Source organism: Streptomyces sp. NPDC088157, assembly GCF_044741545.1.
Classification (GTDB): domain Bacteria; phylum Actinomycetota; class Actinomycetes; order Streptomycetales; family Streptomycetaceae; genus Streptomyces.
In genome coordinates this window covers 70,281-89,150 of the sequence record NZ_JBIUSU010000016.1, presented here as the reverse complement: position 1 = coordinate 89,150, position 18,870 = coordinate 70,281, and the positions used below count along the sequence as shown (strand labels likewise).

Here is an 18,870-nt window from a genome sequence, read left to right as displayed (position 1 = left end):
GCGCCCTCACCTGCCTCACCTGCCCCACTCGGCGAAGGCGATCGAGGCGTACGCGCCGAGCGGGACGGACCGGCACACGCCACAGGAACAGGATGGCGACCGGCGCGGGGCTCGGGCAGATCCGGGCCGACGACCGGCGCGGCCGCTGCCGCCCCGCGCGAGGACGAACCCCGCCCCGTCGAGTGCGCGCCGCCCCTCCTCGTCGTCCCACCGCAGATCAGGGATCAGCCACAGCGCGGCGGGCAGCGCCGCCACGCCCAGCGGCACGTTCACAGCAAGATCCAGCGCCAGGAGGCGTATCCGGTGAACAGGCCGCCGAGCGCGGGCGCGAGCAGGCCCGGCCGGGTGAGCCGGGCCGTCGCCCGCAACGGGTCCCGTCCGTGGGCGGTGCGCGGCACGGCCGGCCGCCCGACGGGCACCGTCACGGCCCCGCCGATGCCCCGCACCACCCGCGTCTCCCCCTGATCCGAGGCTGGTCATCGGCGATGGTGGTCCGACGGTGTCCGGATCCCGGGTCAGACCGAGCCGGCGGAAACGGTCGGCACCGCGTGCACGGCGTGTCCCCCGAACTGCTGCCGCATGGCGGCGAGCGCCTTCAGCTGGGCGGAGTCCGGCTGGCGCGAGGCGAAGCGGGCGAAGAGCGCGGCGGTCATGGCGGGGGCGGACACCGCCAGCCGTACGGCCTCCTCGACCGTCCAGCGGCCCTCGCCGGAGTCGTCCACCCGGCCCGAGAGACCGGTCAGGCCGGAGTCCTGCTCCAGGGCACGCACGAGGAGGTCGAGCAGCCAGGACCTGACGACGGTGCCGTGCCGCCAGGAGGCGAACACCTTCGGCACGTCGGGAACGTACTCGCTGGCCTCCAGCAGTTCGTAGCCCTCGGCGAGGGCCTGCATCATCCCGTACTCGATGCCGTTGTGGACCATCTTCGCGTAGTGACCGGCGCCCACCGGGCCGGCGTGGCAGATGCCGTCCTGCTCCGGTGCCAGCGACTCCAGCAGCGGCCACACCCTTCGGACGTGCTCGTCGGCGCCGCCGCACATGACGGCATAACCGTTCTCCCGGCCCCAGACTCCGCCGCTGACACCGCAGTCGACGTATCCGACGCCGTGCTCGGCCAGCAGCCGGGCGTGCTCGGTGTCGTCGCTGAAGCGGGAGTTGCCGCCCTCGACGATCACATCGCCGGGGGAGAGCAGCCGGGCCAACTCGTGGAGCGCCTGGCGGGTCGGCTCGCCGGCGGGCAGCATCAGCCAGACCACGCGCGGGGCGGCGAGCTTGCCGACCAGTTGCTCGAGGGAGTCCGCGTCGCGGTCCGGGGAGGTGCGGCTGTAGCCGACCACCTCGTGGCCGCGGTCGCGCCAGCGGGCCGCCATGTTGCCGCCCATGCGTCCGAGGCCGACGATTCCTGTCTGCATTGCTCAGTCCTTCGTGGTGGTGTGATGCGGACGGTCGGGGCGCGAGGTCCCGTTGCCTTCCCGCAGGAGCCGGAGGACGACGCTGTTGTCCAGGTCGCCGAACCCTCGGTCGTCGACTGCCGCGTAAAGGCGGGCGACGGTGGCGGACAGGGGCAGCTCGACGTGCGCGTCGGTGGCGCTGTCCAGGACGAAGCCGAGGTCCTTGTGGAGGTAGCGGGCGGGGCCGGAGGGCGTGAAGTCGCCGGCGGCGAGGTGGTGGCGCTTCTGCGCCAGCACCTCAGAGGAGGCGAGGCCGCCCGCCAGCACCTCGAGCAGGGCCGCCGGGTCGAGTCCCCCGCCCTCGCCGAGCACGACGGCCTCGGCGAGGGCGACGAGGGTCCCGGCGACGACGAGCTGGTTGCACGCCTTGGCGAGCGACCCGGCGCCGGTGACGCCCATACGGCGGACGGTCGAGCCCATGGCGGTCAGGTACGGGCGGACGCGTTCGACGGCGTCCTCCGCCCCGCCCGCCATGATGGACAGGGTGGCGTCGCGGGCGCCGGTCACCCCACCGCTCACGGGAGCGTCGACGACGGTGACGCCGAGTGGGCGCAGTTCCTCGGCCACGGCGCGGACGGCGACGGGGGAGACGGTGCCCATCACGACGAGGGTGTCCATCGCCTGCCCCGGCCGCACCGGGGTGGCCGGGTCCCTGCCCGCGAGCAGTCCGTCCGGGCCCTCCAGCACGGCACGGACCTGGGGCAGATCCGGGAGCATGGTGACGACCGTTCGGGCGCCGGCCGCCACCTCGGCGGGACGGTCGGCTGCCCGGCAGCCGGCGGCGACGGCCGCGTCGAGTGGCGCGCGGCCTCGGTTCCAGGCCAGGACGTCGAAGCCGGCCTTCGCGAGCCGGGCCGCCATCGGCAGGCCCATCGCGCCGAGCCCGATGAAGCCGACCGTCCCGGGCCGGGGAGGAGGGGAGATCACGGGTGGACCCCCGTCGGCACGGGCTCGTCCGTTCCCGCCGTTCCTGCCGCGAGCGCGCCCAGCCGCTCGGAGAGGTACGCGTGACCGAGCACGTCCCGGTTGACGACGAAGCGCGGCAGCCGGCCGGTCGCCACGTCCAGGACGGCCCGGACCGCGCTCCCGCCGTTCCCGGCGGACATCTCGTCGGTCCAGGCGAGGCTGTGCGGACTGAGGACGACGTTGTCCATGCCGAGCAGCGGGTTCTCGGCGCCGGGCGGCTCGGTCTCGAACACGTCCAGTCCGGCGCCGCGGATGCGGCCCGCGCGCAACGCGTCGACGAGCGCAGCCTCGTCGACGATCGGGCCGCGGGCGACGTTGAGCAGTACGGCCGAGGCCTTCATCAGGGACAGTCGCCGAGCGTCGACGAGGTGGTGGGTCTCCTCGGTCAGCACGCACATCACGATCACCGCGTCGGCCTCGGCCATCACGGTGTCGGCGTCGGCGAGACGGACGCCGAGTTCCCGGGCGGTTTCCGGCGGGCAGTAGGGGTCGTAGGCGATGACCTCGGTGTCGAACGGCCGCAGCAGCCCGACCAGGTCGCGGGCGGTGTTGCCCAGACCGAGCAGGCCGATCCGGCGGCCGGTGAGCCCGAGCCCCATCCACTGCTCCCGCTCGGACCAGCGTCCCTGACGCACCAGCCGGTCCTTGGCCGTGACGTTGTGGAACACGGCCAGCAGCATGGTGAGGGCGGCGGTGGAGACGGGGCGCCGGGCGCCGTCCGGGGTGATGGTGACCAGGGCGCCGTGGCGCGAGCAGGCGTCGAGGTCGACGGCGTCGTAGCCGACGCCGAAGCGGGCGAAGAGAAGCGGGGGCCGGGTGAGGCCCGTGAACGTGCGGGCGGTGACGGCGGGGGCGGCGAACAGGACGGCGTCCAGGCCGTCGATGTCCGGGGCGAGGAGCTCGTCGGTGTCACGCGGTAGGTAGTGCCAGTCGATTCCCGCGGTGTCCAGCTCACCGAGCCGGATGTCACCCCATACGTTGCGTCCGTCCGTGTCGAGGAAGTCGCGGCTGACACCTACGGTGAACCGGCCGTCGGCCGGCCGGGAGGCGGCCATCACAGCACCGCGACCGGGTTGACGGGCGAGCCCGTGCCGCCGGGGACGTTCAGCGGTGCCACGACGAGGAGGAACTCGTAGCGGCTCTCGGCGGCGCACGCGGTGGACAGCGCCTCCAGGTCGAGGTTGTCCAGGAGTGGTACGCCCATGGCGGTGAGGGCGAGGGCGTGCACGGGGGAGTGCAGTCCCTCGACGGGGGAGGGGCGGACGTCGCTGTCGCCGTCGCCGCCGAGCAGGCAGATCCCGCGCTCGGCCAGCAGGGGCACGGCGTCCACGTGGAAGCCCGCACTGGCGTTGTCGGGGTTCCAGGCGCCGAGTTCCGCACGGCGCCGGAAGTGCCCGGAGCGCAACAGCACGGCGTCGCCCTCACCGATCGTCACGCCGAGCGTCTTCTCCGCGGCGATGACGTCCTCGGCGTGCACGGCGGTGCCCGGCTCGAGCCAGTCGGTGCCCAGGGCGGCGGGCAGGTCGATCAGAACGCCCTTGGTGACGAGAGGGCCCAGGGCGGAGACGGCGCCGAAGCGGGCGCCGGCGGCGTCGACGACGTCACGGGCGGTGTGACCGTCGTAGAGCTGCCCGCGGTAGGCGATGTGGGAGAGCGCGTCGAGGTGGCTGACGCCCTTGCCGTGGTAGTCGACGGCGATGAAGTCCTTGTGGCAGGACGGCTCCGGGGCCTCGACGTCGCCGAGGTCGGACATGTAGTGCAGGGCGGGCTTGCGGTTGTCCGGGCCGGGCACCGTGTTCCAGGGCAGGGCCATGGGGACGGTGGTGCCGCTGCGGACCAGTGCGGTGGCCCGCTGGACGTGGGCCGGGGTGACCCGGTTCCATGCGCCCCGGTCGGCGGGCGCCCAGCGGCCCCACGTTCGTACGGCGTCGAAGAGGGAATCGAACTCCTCGCGCGACAGGTGGGGTCCGTTTTCGGGAGGGGGAGGTTGGGAATCGGTCGGGCTGCTGGTCATGAGCTGCTCAGCGCTCCAAGGCTCGGAGGGTGTCGTCGGCCGACCCGGAAGGCACGCTACGGTCGGGAGACTCGGCGAATCTCGATGGCAAAGCGCGCGGCGACGGCATTGTCGTTCGGTGGCAGACGAGGGAGAATAACAACATGCTGAACGACGAACAGAATGATGGGTGGGAACGACGGTGAGCGCAAGCGACCCGGGAAGCCTCGTCCCGGCGGTGACCCGAGCGGTGGCGATTCTCGACGTGCTCGGCGAGGCGGAGGGCCGACCGCTGTCGGTCAGTGAGATCGCGCGTGCCCTGGGACTGCCGAAGTCCTCGACGGGGAATCTCTGCGCCTCCCTGGAGGCGGCGGGCATGATCACGCGCAACGGCACCGGCTTCGGCCTGGGGCGCAAGCTGGTCGAACTCGGCGGCCGCTATCTGTCCACGGTCGACCAGCTGCGCGACTTCTACGAGTTGTGCCGGCGCAGTGCGCACATCTCGCGGGAGACCGCCCGGGTGGCCGTTCTGGACGGTCTGGACGTGCTCTACCTGGCCAGGTACGACGGCACTCAGCCGCTGAGGCTCACCGCCAACATCGGCGACCGCTTCCCCGCGAACTGCACGGCGACCGGGAAGGCCATCCTGTCGACCCTGGATCCGGCGGTGGCGGAGGACCGGCTGCGCGGCCGTACCCTCCCCGCGCTCAGCGAGCGGTCGATCACCTCGGTGCCCGCACTGCTGGAAGACCTGGCGGTGTCCCGGGAGCGTGGTTACGCGGTCGACGACGAGGAGGCCACGGCGGGTGTCCTCTGCCTGTCCGTGCCGGTCACCGGGTTCCGCGTCGACTCGGCGCCCTTCGCCATCAGTGTCACGGTGCTCAAGGCGCGACTCGACGACGAGTTCAGGGAGGCGCTGCTGAAGGATCTGCGCGCCATCGCGGCAGGGATGGAGAACCCCATGCTCCCGCGGGGCATGTCCGCGGGTGACGGATGAGGTGGGACGGGGCGCCCGCCGAAGCGGGGGCCCGCAGGGTGATCGCGATGTGACGGCGGCCGTACGGAACCTCTCCGTACGGCCGCCTTAACTTTGGGGCAATAAATGTCATCGGAAGTATTGACCAGGATGCTGTAACGAGTTCAGGATGCTGGTCGAGCCGATGGAGTGGTCCTCGGCCTGCAGATCCCCCGGAGAAGTCCGTGAACGACGCTCCCGACGACACAGCCTCCAGTCCTCCGTCGCCCGACGGGCCCGCGGCCTCCCGCCCGCTGGTGACCATCCGCGGACTGCGCAAGCGGTTCGGCGGCACCCTCGCCCTCGCCGATGTGGACCTCGATCTGCGCGGAGGCAGTGTCCTCGCCCTATTGGGACACAATGGTGCGGGAAAATCCACACTTATCAAGATCCTCGCCGGTGTCTACCGCGCCGACGAAGGCCAGGTCACGGTCGCCGGTCACCCACTCGGCTCCCATGCGGCGTCCACCGGGATGTCCTTCATCCACCAGGACCTCGGCCTGGTGGAGTGGATGACGGTGGCCGAGAACGTCGCCCTGGGCACCGGCTACCCCCGCCGCGGCGGGCTCGTCTCCTGGCGGCAGGTGCGCCGGCGCTGCATCGAGGCCCTGGACATCGTGGCCGGTCACCTGGACCCGGACGCGGCCGTCGCCGACCTCACGCGCGCCGAACGCTCCCTCGTCGCCATAGCCCGCGCACTGGCCACCCGCGCCCGCGTCATCGTCCTCGACGAACCGACGGCCAGCCTCCCCGCCGCGGACTGTGCCCGGCTCTTCGACGTCCTGCACACCCTGCGCGACCGAGGCCACGCCATCGTCTACGTCAGCCACCGCCTCGACGAGGTCTACCAGGTGGCCGACCGCTTCGCCGTCCTGCGCGACGGCCACCTCATCAGCCAGGGCCTCCTCGCCGACCACGGCCCCGACCGGATCGTGCACGACATCGTCGGCCACGAGCCCGAGAGCCACCGCCCGGCCGCCCCCCGCGGCACGGGCGCCCCCGCCCCCACCGTGCTGCGCCTGACGGGTGTCACCACCGAGGGCGCCGGTCCCGTCGACCTGGAACTGCGCGCCGGAGAGGTCCTCGGCATGGTCGGCCTCACCGGGGCCGGCCACATGGACCTGGGCCGCGCTCTCGCCGGCTCCCGGCCGCTCACCGGTGGTGAGGTGCTGCTCGACGGCGGGCCCTACCGCCCCGGATCCGTCTCCGCCGCCGTGGACGCGGGCATCGGTTTCGTCACCAGCAACCGCCAGGAGGAGGGCTGCGCCCTCGAACTCACCGTGCGGGAGAACTTCCTGGCCAACCCGCGCGCCGACGCCCGCTCCCCCTGGCGCTGGATCAGCCCCGGCCGTGAACGCGCCGAGGCCAGGTCCCTCGTCGAGCGGTTCGGCGTACGCCCCGCCGACTCCGAGGCGCCGATCGCCACCCTCTCCGGCGGCAACCAGCAGAAGATCATGATCGGTCGCTGGCTGCGGCTGAGCCGTCGCGTGGTGATCCTCGAGGAGCCCACCGCCGGAGTCGACGTCGGCGCCAAGGCCGAGATCTACCGACTCCTCGACGACGCTCTCGCCCAAGGACTGGCCGTCCTGCTCATCTCCACGGACTTCGAGGAGGTCGCCGACGTGTGCCACCGCGCCCTGGTCTTCGTCCGGGGCGGCGTGACCGCGGAACTGTCCGGCGAACGCCTCACCGTCACCGAACTCACCCATGCCGCGTCGGCCATGCCGGCGCTGACCGGAACGGGCAACCACTGATGGCCACCGAGACAGAATCCTCCCGCCGCGATCAGGGGTCGCCGACCGGCGGCGGCAAGGCGCCCAGGAGCGCGCGCACCACCGGCGCCCCGCCCGAAGGGCAGTCCCGCGGCAGCCGTCTGCGCGGCCACATGATCGGCACCTACGGCCTGCTCACCCTCACCGTCCTGCTCTTCCTCGTCTTCTCCCTCGCGCTGCCGGACACCTTCCCGACCCTGGACAACATCTCGTCGATCCTGTCCAACCAGTCGATCCCGGCGATGCTCGCCCTCGGCGCGATGATCCCGATCGTCACCGGCAAGTTCGACCTGTCCGTCGGCTACGGCCTCGGCTTCGCCCATGTGCTGACGATGCAGCTCATCGTCCACAACGGCTGGCCCTGGCCGATGGCCTGCCTCGTCGTCATCGTCGGCGGCGGCGTCATCGGGGTGTTCAACGGACTGCTGGTCGAGTTCGCCAAGATCGACTCGTTCATCGCCACCCTCGGCACCGGCAGCGTGCTGTACGCCTTGACCGGCTGGATCACCGACGGCGCGCGCATCGTCCCCGGCCCGCGAGGGCTCCCCCCGGCCTTCACCGACCTGTACAACTCGAAACTGCTCGGTCTGCCCGTGCCCGCGTTCTACGTCCTCGGCCTCGCCATCGTGCTGTGGCTGCTGCTGGAACGACTGCCGCTGGGCCGCTACCTGTACGTCATCGGCTCCAACGCCCGAGCCGCCGACCTGGTCGGCATTCCCACCCGCCGCTACGGCGTCTACGCCTTCGCCGGATCCGGGATCGTCGTCGGCTTCGCGGGCGTCCTGCTCGCCGCCCAGCAGCAGATCGGCAATCCCAGCGTCGGTATGGACTACCTGCTGCCCGCCTTCGTCGGCGCGCTGCTCGGCTCCACCGCCATCAAGCCCGGCCGCGCGAACGCCGCCGGCACCGTCGTCGCCGTCGCCATCCTCGCCATCGGCCTCGCCGGCATCCAGCAGCTCGGAGCCGAGTTCTGGGCCACCTCCCTGTTCAACGGAGGCACGCTCCTCCTCGCCGTCGGCCTGGCCGGCTACTCCGCCCGCCGCAGGCTGCGCGCCGGGGCCGGCGCCACCCGCAAGTCGCTCGCCGAGCCGTCGGCGTCAGCCGCGCCGGCCGCCTCCGTGCAGACCTCCGTCTCCGCCGCCGAATCGGCGCCCCCGCCGCCGTCGACGACAACGGACCAGGTCCAGAGCCGCCCGCCGCAGCCGAGGTAGCCCACTCGTCCGGACGCCTGTCGCCCGAACACCACCCGCCCGCCGCGTTCCGCCCTCCCCGTTCATCAGCAAGGAGCCCGTCCGTGTCGTACCACCACACCCGCAAGGCCACCCTGAGAGCCGTGGCCGCACTGGCCCTGGTCACCGCGTTCGCCGCAGGTTGCAGCCGGGGTTCCGAGGCCGGCGCCGCCGGCGCCGTCGCCGACACGAAGCCCGGCTGCCCGGCCGTCCTCGCCCGGGCCAAGACGGCGGTCAAGGCCGCCGAGGACGTCAACGCCTCCTGGGACGGCCCGACCACCGGTCCCAAGGCGGCCACCGGCAAGACGATCGTCTACGTCGCCCAGAGCATGACCAACCCGGGTGTCGCCGGCGCCGCCGACGGAGTCAGTGAGGCTGCCCAGGCCATCGGCTGGACGGTACGGATCATCGACGGCCAGGGGACTCCGGCCGGCATCCAGGCCGCGCTCGGCCAGGCTGTCGCCGTCAAGCCCGACGGCATCGTGCTGTCCGGCTTCGACCCCAAGTCGACCGCCCAGCAGGTCGCCCAGGCCAACGCCGCCGGTATCCCGCTCATCGGCTGGCACGCCGTGGACGCCCCCGGTCCCAGCAAGGAACCGAAACTCTTCAGCAACATCACCACCAAGGTCGAGGATGTCGCCAAGATCAGTGCCGACTGGGTCATCGGCCAGTCCGACGGCCGGGCCGGCGTAGTGGTCTTCACCGACGCCTCCATCCCCTTCGCCAAGGGCAAGTCCGACCTGATCGAGAAGGAACTCGCCACCTGCTCCGACGTCAAGGTCCTGACGACGTCCAACATCCCCATCACCGACGCCAGCAGCCGCACTCCCCAGGAAGTGTCAGCGCTGCTGTCCCGGTTCGGCACCAAGTGGACCAGTTCGGTGGCCATCAACGACCTCTACTTCGCCGACGCCGCCCCGGCGCTTCGGGCAGCGGGCAAGCAGGGCAACGGAGCACCCTTCAACATCGGCGCGGGCGACGGCGATCCGTCCGCCTTCCAGCGCATCAGCAGCAAGCAGTTCCAGGCGGCGACGGTTCCCGAGCCGCTCTCCGAGCAGGGCTGGCAGATGATCGACGAGTTCAACCGCGCCTTCGCTGGCCAACCCACCAGCGGCTACGTCCCTCCGGTCCACATCACCACGGCCGACAACAGCATCGGCAAGTCGTCCTGGGACCCCAGCGGATACCGAGAGGCGTACCGGAAGATCTGGGGGAAGTAGGCCGAGCCACGAGCCGGCCGCAGGCCGCCTCTCCCGCTCGCCCTGGAGGGACGGCACCGCCGCCCTTCCAGGGCGAGCCGACCCAGGAGCGCAACGAGGAGGATTTCGACGCCTCCGCGGACGCACAGGTCCTCTACCGCGAGTTCGGTCTCACCGCCGCCGTGGCCGCCGCGTGGGAATCCCCCACGCGTGAGACAAACAGGAGACGCGTCTTCCATGACCGATGACCCACTCGAAAGCCTCGCCGACGAAGGCGTCGCCATCTGGCTGGACGACCTGTCCCGCAGCAGGATCACGTCCGGCAACCTGACCGGACTCGTGGAAAAGCGGAACGTGGTCGGCGTCACCACCAACCCCACGATCTTCCAGCAGGCGATCGGTGACGGAAGGGACTACGCCGACCAGCTCCACGACCTGGCGTTGCGCGGGGTGACGGTTTCCGAGGCCGTCCGAATGATCACCGCGGCGGACGTCCGCGACGCCGCCGACATCCTGCGACCGGTGTTCGAGACCACCGGCGGCCGGGACGGCTGGGTCTCCATCGAGGTCGACCCCCGGCTCGCACACGGCACGGACGCGACGATCGCCGAGGCCAGGCATCTCGCCTGGCTGGTGGACCGTCCGAACACGCTGATCAAGATCCCGGCGACCAGGGCGGGTCTCCCGGCGATCACCGAAGTCATCGGCCGGGGCGTCAGCGTCAACGTCACGCTGATCTTCTCGCTGGAGCGCTACGGCGCCGTCATGGACGCCTACCTCGCCGGACTGGAGAAGGCCGCCCGGCGCGGCCTGGACCTCTCGAAGATCCACTCAGTGGCCTCGTTCTTCGTCTCCCGCGTGGACACCGAGATCGACAAGCGGTTGGACGCACTGGACTCGCCGCAGGCGAGGGCGCTGCGTGGCAGGGCCGGTGTCGCCAACGCCCGCCTCGCCTACCGGGCGTACGAGGAGGTGTTCGGCTCCGTCGACGGGTCGACGCCGCCCTCCGACCGCTGGCGGACGTTGGAGCGGCTGCACGCCGGCAAGCAGCGTCCGCTGTGGGCCTCGACGGGTGTGAAGGACCCGGCCTACCCCGACACCCTCTACGTCACCGAGCTCGTCGCACCCGGCATCGTCAACACCATGCCCGAGGCCACCCTCGAAGCCACCGCCGACCACGGTGAGATCCACGGCAACTCCATCGCGGGCACCTACGAGCAGGCCCGCGCCGACCTCGACGCCGTGGAGCAGCTCGGCATCTCCTACCTCGGGGTCGTACAGCTCCTGGAGACCGAGGGCATCCAGAAGTTCCAGCAGTCCTGGGACAGCCTTTTGAGCGCGGTCCGCGGCGCCCGACCGCACCGCAACGGCGCCGGCACCTGACCCGCTGCGGGTGACACCGGCTCCGATGCCGTCGGCCAACCCTCTGTCCAACGCCCCTTCTGTCCAACGCCCCCTGTGTCCAACGCTCCCTGTGTCCGGCGCCCCTTCTGTCCGGGAACATCGGCGAGGTGCGCCGACGAGGGCGCCTGACGGGCATCTTGCCTGTTCAGGCGCCCTTTCAGGGTCCCTAGAAGAAGCCCAGCTTCTTCGGGGAGTAACTCACCAGCAGGTTCTTCGTCTGCTGGTAGTGCTCCAGCATCATCTTGTGCGTCTCACGGCCGATACCCGACTGCTTGTAGCCGCCGAAGGCGGCGTGCGCCGGGTACGCGTGGTAGCAGTTCGTCCAGACGCGACCCGCCTGGATCGCCCGGCCCGCGCGGTACGCGGTGTTGATGTCCCGTGTCCACACCCCGGCCCCGAGGCCGTACGACGTGTCGTTGGCGATTTTGACGGCGTCGTCGAAGTCGTCGAACGAGGCCACCGACACGACCGGACCGAAGATCTCCTCCTGGAAGATCCGCATGCGGTTGTCGCCCTCGAAGATCGTCGGCTGGACGTAGTAGCCGCCCTTCAACTCGCCTTCATACTCGGCACGTTCACCACCGGTGAGGATCTTGGCACCCTCCTTCCGGCCGATGTCGATGTAGGAGAGGATCTTCGCGAGCTGGTCACCGGACGCCTGTGCGCCGATCATCGTGTCCGTGTCGAGGGGATGGCCGGGCTTGATGAGTTCGGTGCGGGCTACGGCCGCCTGAAGGAATTCGCCGTAGTTGCCGCGCTGGATCAGGCCGCGTGACGGGCAGGTGCAGACCTCGCCCTGGTTCAGCGCGAACATGGTGAAGCCCTCGAGGGCCTTGTCGCGCAGCTCGTCGTCCTTCTCCCACACGTCGTCGAAGAAGATGTTCGGGGACTTGCCTCCGAGTTCCAGCGTGACCGGCTTCAGGTGTTCCGCCGCGTACTGCATGATCAGCCGGCCCGTGGACGTCTCGCCCGTGAAGGCGACCTTCGCCACCCTCGGACTGGACGCGAGCGGCTTGCCCGCCTCCGGCCCGAAGCCGTTGACGATGTTCACCACGCCCGGCGGGAGCAGGTCCGCGACCAGGCTCATCCAGTAGTGCAGGGAGACCGGGGTCTGCTCGGCGGGCTTGATCACCACCGCGTTGCCCGTGGCGAGGGCCGGCGCGAGCTTCCACGTGGCCATCAGGATGGGGAAGTTCCACGGGATGATCTGCGCGACGACGCCGAGCGGCTCGTGGAAGTGGTACGCCACCGTGTCGTCGTCGACCTCGCTGAGCGAACCCTCCTGGGCCCGGACCGCGCCGGCGAAGTAGCGGAAGTGGTCGATGGCCAGCGGGATGTCCGCCGCCAGCGTCTCGCGGACCGGCTTGCCGTTCTCCCAGCTCTCCGCGACCGCCAGGGGCTCCAGATGCGCCTCCATGCGGTCGGCGATCTTCAGCAGGATGTCGGAACGCTCGGTCGCCGAGGTGCGGCCCCAGCCCGGCGCGGCCGCGTGCGCCGCGTCGAGCGCCCGCTCCACGTCCTCCTCCGTGCCGCGCGCCACCTCGGTGAATGTCTCCCCGTTCACCGGAGACGGGTTGTCGAAGTACCGCCCCCGGGCCGGGGGCACATATTCGCCGCCGATGAAGTGGTCGTAACGGGCCTGGTAGGAGACGATCGCGCCCTCGGTGCCGGGCGCCGCGTAACGGGTCATCCTGCTCTGCCTCCCTCAGCAGCGCTGCCCGCCGTTGGGCAGCTCTTCGCCGCAGGCTAGGGAAGCGGACGTTGCAACTACGTTGCGGCGCCGCCCGGGACGCCTCGATCCGCCGGCCACACGGATCCACACCACACACCGACGGATCGCTTCCCCCGGGCCACGGGTGAGCCGCCCGGGTACCGCTGCCGCTGCCTCACTCCGGTACGGGTGCCACGCCCGGGCGCGCGGGACGCGACGGCGGACTCACGGGCCCGCCACCCCTCTCCACGGCTCCGGCACCTGACCGATGGGCCGGGCGCCCCGCCTGCGACCGCAGGGCCCGCCCATGGCCGCGGTGCGGGACCGGCGCCCTGGCCTACGGGTCCTGCGCTCCGCCCGCGATTGCGGGGGCCGGTCCATGGCACCTGCGGTGCGGGACTGGCGCCGTGGCCTACGGGTCCGGCGATCCGCCCGCTTGCGGGGTCCGGTCTATGGCACCTGCGGTGCGGGACTGGCGCCGTGGTCTACGGGTCCGGCGATCCGCCCGCGATTGCGGGGTCCGGTCCATGGCACCTGCGGTGCGGGACCGGCGCCCTGCTCCTGCCCGCGATCGCGGGTGCCCGGCCAACGGCCCTGCGCCGGGCCTGTGGTGCTGCTTCGGCGCCCAGCCCTACAGGCCCGGCGCTCCGCCCCACGATTGCGGAGCCCGGCCTACGGCACCCGCCGTGCGGGACGGGCGCCCCGCCCCAAGGGACGACGCTCCGGCCTGCGGCACGTGCGTCACGGCCTGCGGATCCGGCCCTCGGCCGAACGTGCAGGCGGCCGGCCTACCGCCGCGGCGGCCCGGTCGGTGCCGTCAGTTCCGACCGGAGTGCCGCGAGGCGTGCCCGTATCGCGGCAGTCGGGCGGGCCGCCGCCAGCGCTCGCCATACCTCGAGGTCGTCCTCGCCCCACGGCGCGTGCGCCCAGTCGGCCAACAGATCGGGATCGCCGCAGGCGATCAGCGCGGCGCGCAGACCGTCGGTGAGACGGCGTCTGAGCCGCACCACCGCAGGCGCCCGGGACGACGGCAGCGGCGGCCCGGTGTACGCGGCCACGGCCGCCGTGACCGCCCCGGCCGCCAGCCTCCGTTCGACGACGGCGACGTCCGACTCGAACGGAGCCGTGAGCCGATAGGGACGCGAGGCCAGCAGCCCGGGGCCGAGCGCCCCGCGCAGCCGGGCGAGTTCGGCCCGCGGCGTCACCGCAGGCACCGACTCGTCCTCGTACAGGGCGCACAGCAGCTCGTCGCCGGTCAGGCCCTCGGGATGGCGGGACAGCAGCACGAGGATCTCGCTGTGCCGACGGCTCAGCCTGAGATCACGGCCCCCGCTGACCAGCCGGGCCTCGTCCCGGCCCAGCACGGTCAACCGTGGGGTGTCGGCCGCGGGCCGCTCAGGGGCGAGCAGCGCCAGGTGTGCCTCCGCGGCCCGCGCGACCGCCTGTACGAAGCCCAGACTGTGCGGATGCGCCAGTCCGTTCCCGCCCGTGATGTCCACGGCGCCCAGCACCCTCCCGGTCCGCGGATCGTGCACCGGGGCGGCGGCGCACGTCCAGGGCTGCACCCGCCGGATGAAGTGCTCGGCCGCGAACACCTGCACCGGCCGGTCCAGGGCGACCGCCGTGCCCGGCGCGTTCGTCCCGACCGCGCTCTCCGCCCATCGGGCGCCCGGCACGAAGTTCATCCGCCCCGCCTGCCGCCGTGTCGCCGCGTGGCCCTCGACCCACAGCAGCCTGCCGTGCGCGTCGCACACCGCCAGGAGGTGTTCTCCGTCAGCGGCGAACGTGCCCATCAGCTCGCGGAACAGCGGCATCACCCGCGCCAACGGGTGCTCGGACCGGTAGGCGCCGAGCTCACCGTCGGTCAGTTCGACGCTCGCCGTGCCGTCGGGACCGACGCCGGCCCGTGCGGAACGCCGCCACGAGTCGGCCACGACGGCACGGACCGGACGCGGCACGGTGCCCGCCTCGGTGAACGCCTCATGCGCCCGCCGCAGGATCCGTTCCCGCTCGGCCGGGTCGGCACCGGGCTCCAGGGCCACCCAGGGATCGGTCAACTCGTCCTCCCGGAAGGCGATACGACTGAAGCGCGACGGTACGGCCGGCGTGCGGCCGGTGGAGTGCGAGGGTACGGCCGGGGGGCGGCCGTCGTACGACTGGGGACATCGTCACTCCGGGGGCGAGGGCCGACAACCGTTTGGACGACGCTCACCGGGAAATGGGCGCCCGGTTCCAGTCCGGTTCGGGTCGGGCGCGGTTGACGAGCCTCAGGTAGCGGCCCCAGTCCCAGTTCGGACCGGGATCGGTGTGATCGGTGCCCGGCACCTCGTGGTGGCCGATGATGTGCGCCCGGTTCTTCGGAATGCCGTACCGGTCGCAGACCGATGCCGTCAGCCGAGCGGACCGCTCGTAGAGGGCCTCGGTGAAGTAGGCCGGTCTGTCCACCCACCCTTCGTGCTCGATACCGACGCTGCGTGTGTTGTAGTCCCAGTTTCCGGCGTGCCAGGCGATGTCGGACTCGCGTACGCACTGCGCCACATGGCCGTCCACGGAGCGCACGACGTAGTGGGCGGACACCTTCTTCCGCGGGTCCTGGAAGACGGCCAGGGCCTCGGCGTACAGCGTCTGCGTGACGTGGACGACGACGTGGTCGACGAGATGGGTGGTCGGGCGGTTCGACGGCGTGTAGTTGGACCCGGTCGCGGGCTGCCACTCGGCGAGCGGGTGATCGACGGTCCGGGGTTGGGCGCCGGCCCGCGTTGCGGGCAGCAGCGCGTACGGAACGGCGGCGAGGGCGGCGCCCTTCAGGATCCGTCGTCGGCCGGGGAGGATTTCTGCTCGTTCCACAGAGTGTTGCCTTTCGGAGTTCTCGGACGTCCGGGAAGCGGCACCTCATCGCACGGGGCGTCGGTCGCGACGCCGCCGCGACGCTCTCGCGCCGCCACGTGCCCGCCCCGGTGCGTCTGTTCCGGCCCTCGCGACTCGACGGCCGCGTCCCGCACTCATCAAATTACGGCGCGGACGGGTTGGGCAGGAGGGCACGCCGGGGTTCCGTGGACGAGCGCGGACTTGTGGACAACTCACTCACCCGAACGTGGAGTTCCGGTCTCGACGCCTCGTCAGAGTCCCCTCCGGCTCCTCAACAGCCCCTCGACGGCCCCTCAGCCCGAACCCGGAAGCACAGACGCCGGGAGGGCGGGGGACCGGTAGCGCCAGGGACCGACAGTGCGAGGAACCGACAGTGCGAGGAACCGGTAGCGCGTGGACCGGTAGCGCCAGGGACCGAGAGTGGAGGAACCGGTAGCGCGAGCGGGCACCGCCTCGGTCCCGGCCTCAGTCGCTCAGGCCCGTTCCGCGACCGCCGCGGGATCGTCCAGCACGGCCCGCACCACCGAGTGCGCGGCCCCCAGCAACGGTCCCTCGGGACCCAACTGCGAGACGGACACGGGGCGGGCGGGCCCCGCCGTACGCCGGGAGAGTTCGGTCTCCAGGGACGGCAGCAACCACGGCGCGAGCCCGGCCAGGGCGCCACCGAGTACGACGCTCTCCGGGTCCAGCAGATTGAGCGCCCCGGTGAGAGCGATACCGAGGGCCGTTCCCGCCTCGCGCAGCGCCCGCCGCACGTCCGGGTCACCGTCCGCGGCGCGTCCCGCGAGGAGGCCGACGCGGTCCTCGCCCGGTGCCAGCCCGGCCGCCCGCAACACCGCCTCCTCGCCGGCGTACTGCTCCAGACATCCGCGTCCGCCGCACACGCACTCCGGACCGTCGGGGTGGACCGGCACATGGCCCAGCTCACCCGCGAAACCGCGCGTGCCGCGCAGCAGGCTGCCGTCCACGACCAGCGCGGCGCCGATGCCGATCTCGGCCGACACGTGCAGGAAGTCCCCGGGGGTGTCCGCGCCGAGCCAGAGTTCGGCCAGTCCGCCGAAGTTGGCCTCGTTGTCCACGGTCAGCGGCAACTCGCCGGGCAGCAGCGCACCGAGATCGACGTGCTGCCATTCGAGGTTCGGCGCGCGGACGACCGTACGGGCGTCGCGGGCGACCAGGCCGGGAACGGCCACGGCGAGTCCGGCCGGCCACAGCCCCTCGCGCTCGGCTTCGGCGACCACCTGGCGGACGAGCCCGGTCAGCTCCTCGACCACCGGCTCGGGGGAGCGGCCCCGGTTCGTGCCGTGCCGCACGGCGCGCGCCCGCACCTCGCCGCGCAGGTCGACGGCGCAGGCCGCAAGGTGGTCGACGCCGATCTCGGCGCCTATGCCCGAAGGGCCACGCCCGCTGACCGCCAGTGCCGAACCGGGCCGACCCACCCGGCCGGGCCGCTCGGGGCCCAGCTCCTCGAGCAGTCCGGTGCGTATGAGTTCGTCGACGAGGGTCGAGACCGCTGCCCGGGTCAGGCCGATGCGTGAGGCGACCGCCGCCCGCGAGAGCGGTCCCTCGGCGCTGACGGCGTGCATCACCCGGGCCAGGTTGCGGCGGCGCATGCCCTGCTGGGTGTCGGGCAGCGCGCGTCCGGAGCCGGTCGGCCGGGCCTCGTGCAGCGGTGCGGTCATTCCTCCGTCGATTCGTCGATACGTCGATGTTCAGCGAGCGTCCGCGCTCCGTTCCAGCAGCGGGGCCGCGTCGGAGAGTACCCCGGCGATCCTGGCCAGCGTCGCCTCGTCCCGCTCGACGGCGTCGAGCACCGGACCCCGCGTGGTGTTCCAGCGGCGGGCGACGGCGGCCGGGTCCTCGCCGGTCAGCAGGCCCGCCGCCTGCGCCGCGGCCCCCAGCGCGACGAGTTCCTTGGCCTCGGGCACCTGGACCGGCCGCCCGGACAGCCGGCGCACGGTCTGCTGCCAGGCCGTGCCCCGGGCGCCACCACCGATCAGCAGCAGGGGCGCCGAGCGGTCCGCGTCCTCGTCGAGGACCAGGTCGAGCGCGCCGAGCAGCGAGTGCACGGCGCCGTCGTAGGCGGCCTGGAGCAGCTGGCCGGCGGTCGTGTCGTGGCGCAGTCCGTGCAGGAGGCCCGAGGCGTTCGGCAGATTCGGGGTGCGTTCGCCGTCCAGGTAGGGCAGGAGCGTGAGGTCCGCGGTGGGCTCCACGGCCTCGCGGTCCAGGCCCAGCAGGGCGGCGACGCGGTCGACGGCGAGCGTGCAGTTCAGGGTGCAGGCCAGGGGCAGCCAGTCGCCGTGGGCGTCGGCGAAGCCGGCCACGGTGCCGGTCGGGTCGGTGGGGCGGCGCTTGGCCACCGCGTACACCGTGCCCGAGGTACCGAGGCTCAGTACGGGCGTGCCGGGGCGCAGCCCGAGGCCCAGCGCCGCCGCGGCGTTGTCACCGGTGCCCGGCGCCACCAGCGTCCCCTTGGCGAAGGGCAGGTCGTGACTGTCGCGTACGGTGCCCGCCACCTCCCCGGGTCGCACCACGCGCGGCAGCAGCGAGGGGTCGAGCCCCACATGGGCGAGGATCTCCGCGTCGTACGACTCGGTCGCGGAGGCCCACCAGCCGGTGCCCGAGGCGTCACCGCGGTCGGTGGTGCCCTCGCCCGTGAGGCGCTCGGTGAGGTAGTCGTGGGGGAGACGCACGGCCTTCGCGGCACGCAGGGCCTGCGGCTCGTGTTCGGCCAGCCAGGCCCACTTCGTGACCGTGAAGGAGGCGGCGGGGACGGACCCGACGCGCTCCGCCCAGAACTTCGCGCCGCCCAGTTCCTCGGTGAGCCGACGGGCCTGTGGGGCCGAGCGCACGTCGTTCCACAGCAGCGCCGGGCGCACCGGCTCACCGTGCCCGTCCAGCGTGACGAGCCCGTGCTGCTGCCCGCCGACCGACACCGCGGCGGCCTCCCGCGCCGCGTCGCCGCACTGGTGCAAGGCCTCGCGCAGGGCGTCCCACCACTGGCGCGGATCGCTCTCGCGGCCGGCTCCGGCGGACACCGTGTGCGGCGCCTGGCCGCTCGCGACGACCTCGCCGGTGGCCGCGTCGACGACCAGCGCCTTGGTGGACTGGGTGGACGTGTCCACGCCGACGACGAGCGGACCCTCGGCTGCTGACATCGGGCTCTCCCTCAAGTTTTTCCGCGGCTCTGCGGGATCTGTCTTCCCAGAGATGCTTCCGCATACTAATTTGTAAACTGCCATGACGAAATAGTCGGCGAGAC

At 72.2% G+C, this 18,870-nt stretch carries 16 protein-coding genes; 5 read left to right on the top strand and 11 right to left on the bottom strand.

Translation table 11 applies throughout. The features are described 5' to 3' along the window. Positions 1-15: 15 nt before the first annotated feature. The 6 genes from ACIPFH_RS41390 to ACIPFH_RS41365 all read right to left on the bottom strand — a co-directional run bounded on the left by ACIPFH_RS41390 (position 16) and on the right by ACIPFH_RS41365 (position 4,431). Positions 16-273 (bottom strand): hypothetical protein, encoded by a 258-nt coding sequence (locus ACIPFH_RS41390; RefSeq protein WP_401834981.1) that lies wholly within the window; start codon positions 271-273, stop codon positions 16-18. Further along, positions 270-449 carry a hypothetical protein gene (locus ACIPFH_RS41385; protein WP_401834978.1) on the bottom strand — a complete coding sequence of 60 codons (180 nt, stop codon included), beginning with the start codon at positions 447-449 and terminating at the stop codon, positions 270-272. Before ACIPFH_RS41385 ends, ACIPFH_RS41390 begins: the two co-directional genes overlap by 4 nt. Positions 450-515: 66 nt before the next feature. Then, positions 516-1,412, bottom strand: a complete 897-nt coding sequence (gene gnd, locus ACIPFH_RS41380; protein WP_401834976.1) for a phosphogluconate dehydrogenase (NAD(+)-dependent, decarboxylating) — start codon at positions 1,410-1,412, stop codon at positions 516-518. Between the two features lie 3 nt (positions 1,413-1,415). Then, positions 1,416-2,378 (bottom strand): NAD(P)-dependent oxidoreductase, encoded by a 963-nt coding sequence (locus ACIPFH_RS41375; RefSeq protein ID WP_401834974.1) that lies wholly within the window; start codon positions 2,376-2,378, stop codon positions 1,416-1,418. Continuing rightward, complete coding sequence (locus ACIPFH_RS41370) at positions 2,375-3,472, bottom strand: NAD(P)-dependent oxidoreductase (RefSeq protein WP_401834972.1); 1,098 nt, start codon at positions 3,470-3,472, stop codon at positions 2,375-2,377. The genes ACIPFH_RS41375 and ACIPFH_RS41370 overlap by 4 nt, the downstream gene beginning before the upstream one ends. Next, on the bottom strand, positions 3,472-4,431 hold the full coding sequence (locus ACIPFH_RS41365; protein WP_401834969.1) for a cyclase family protein: 960 nt from the start codon (positions 4,429-4,431) through the stop codon (positions 3,472-3,474). Before ACIPFH_RS41365 ends, ACIPFH_RS41370 begins: the two co-directional genes overlap by 1 nt. A gap of 181 nt (positions 4,432-4,612) precedes the next feature. Between ACIPFH_RS41365 and ACIPFH_RS41360 the strand changes: the two genes are divergently transcribed. The 5 genes from ACIPFH_RS41360 (at position 4,613) to tal (ending at position 11,008) form a co-directional block, all read left to right on the top strand. Beyond that, positions 4,613-5,407, top strand: coding sequence for an IclR family transcriptional regulator (locus tag ACIPFH_RS41360; RefSeq protein WP_401834967.1), 795 nt, complete (start codon positions 4,613-4,615; stop codon positions 5,405-5,407). A 203-nt stretch (positions 5,408-5,610) separates the two neighbouring features. Then, a complete protein-coding gene (locus tag ACIPFH_RS41355) occupies positions 5,611-7,179 on the top strand; it encodes a sugar ABC transporter ATP-binding protein (RefSeq protein WP_401834965.1) in 1,569 nt (522 codons plus the stop codon). Further along, positions 7,179-8,408: an ABC transporter permease gene (locus ACIPFH_RS41350; RefSeq protein ID WP_401834962.1), complete on the top strand. Its 1,230-nt coding sequence runs from the start codon at positions 7,179-7,181 to the stop codon at positions 8,406-8,408. The genes ACIPFH_RS41355 and ACIPFH_RS41350 overlap by 1 nt, the downstream gene beginning before the upstream one ends. A gap of 122 nt (positions 8,409-8,530) precedes the next feature. Beyond that, a complete protein-coding gene (locus tag ACIPFH_RS41345) occupies positions 8,531-9,646 on the top strand; it encodes a substrate-binding domain-containing protein (protein ID WP_401835046.1) in 1,116 nt (371 codons plus the stop codon). A 216-nt stretch (positions 9,647-9,862) separates the two neighbouring features. Then, positions 9,863-11,008 carry a transaldolase gene (gene tal / locus ACIPFH_RS41340; RefSeq protein ID WP_401834960.1) on the top strand — a complete coding sequence of 382 codons (1,146 nt, stop codon included), beginning with the start codon at positions 9,863-9,865 and terminating at the stop codon, positions 11,006-11,008. A gap of 187 nt (positions 11,009-11,195) precedes the next feature. Here tal and ACIPFH_RS41335 read toward each other — a convergent pair whose 3' ends face one another. The 5 genes from ACIPFH_RS41335 to xylB form a co-directional block, all read right to left on the bottom strand. Next, positions 11,196-12,719, bottom strand: coding sequence for an aldehyde dehydrogenase family protein (locus tag ACIPFH_RS41335; RefSeq protein WP_401834957.1), 1,524 nt, complete (start codon positions 12,717-12,719; stop codon positions 11,196-11,198). 809 nt (positions 12,720-13,528) lie between these two features. Further along, positions 13,529-14,797, bottom strand: a complete 1,269-nt coding sequence (locus ACIPFH_RS41330) for a GAF domain-containing protein (protein ID WP_401834955.1) — start codon at positions 14,795-14,797, stop codon at positions 13,529-13,531. A gap of 151 nt (positions 14,798-14,948) precedes the next feature. Then, positions 14,949-15,587: an N-acetylmuramoyl-L-alanine amidase gene (locus ACIPFH_RS41325; protein ID WP_401834953.1), complete on the bottom strand. Its 639-nt coding sequence runs from the start codon at positions 15,585-15,587 to the stop codon at positions 14,949-14,951. 494 nt (positions 15,588-16,081) lie between these two features. Then, positions 16,082-17,290: an ROK family protein gene (locus ACIPFH_RS41320; RefSeq protein WP_401834950.1), complete on the bottom strand. Its 1,209-nt coding sequence runs from the start codon at positions 17,288-17,290 to the stop codon at positions 16,082-16,084. 30 nt (positions 17,291-17,320) lie between these two features. After that, positions 17,321-18,766 carry a xylulokinase gene (gene xylB, locus ACIPFH_RS41315; RefSeq protein WP_401834948.1) on the bottom strand — a complete coding sequence of 482 codons (1,446 nt, stop codon included), beginning with the start codon at positions 18,764-18,766 and terminating at the stop codon, positions 17,321-17,323. Between the last annotated feature and the right edge of the window lie 104 nt (positions 18,767-18,870).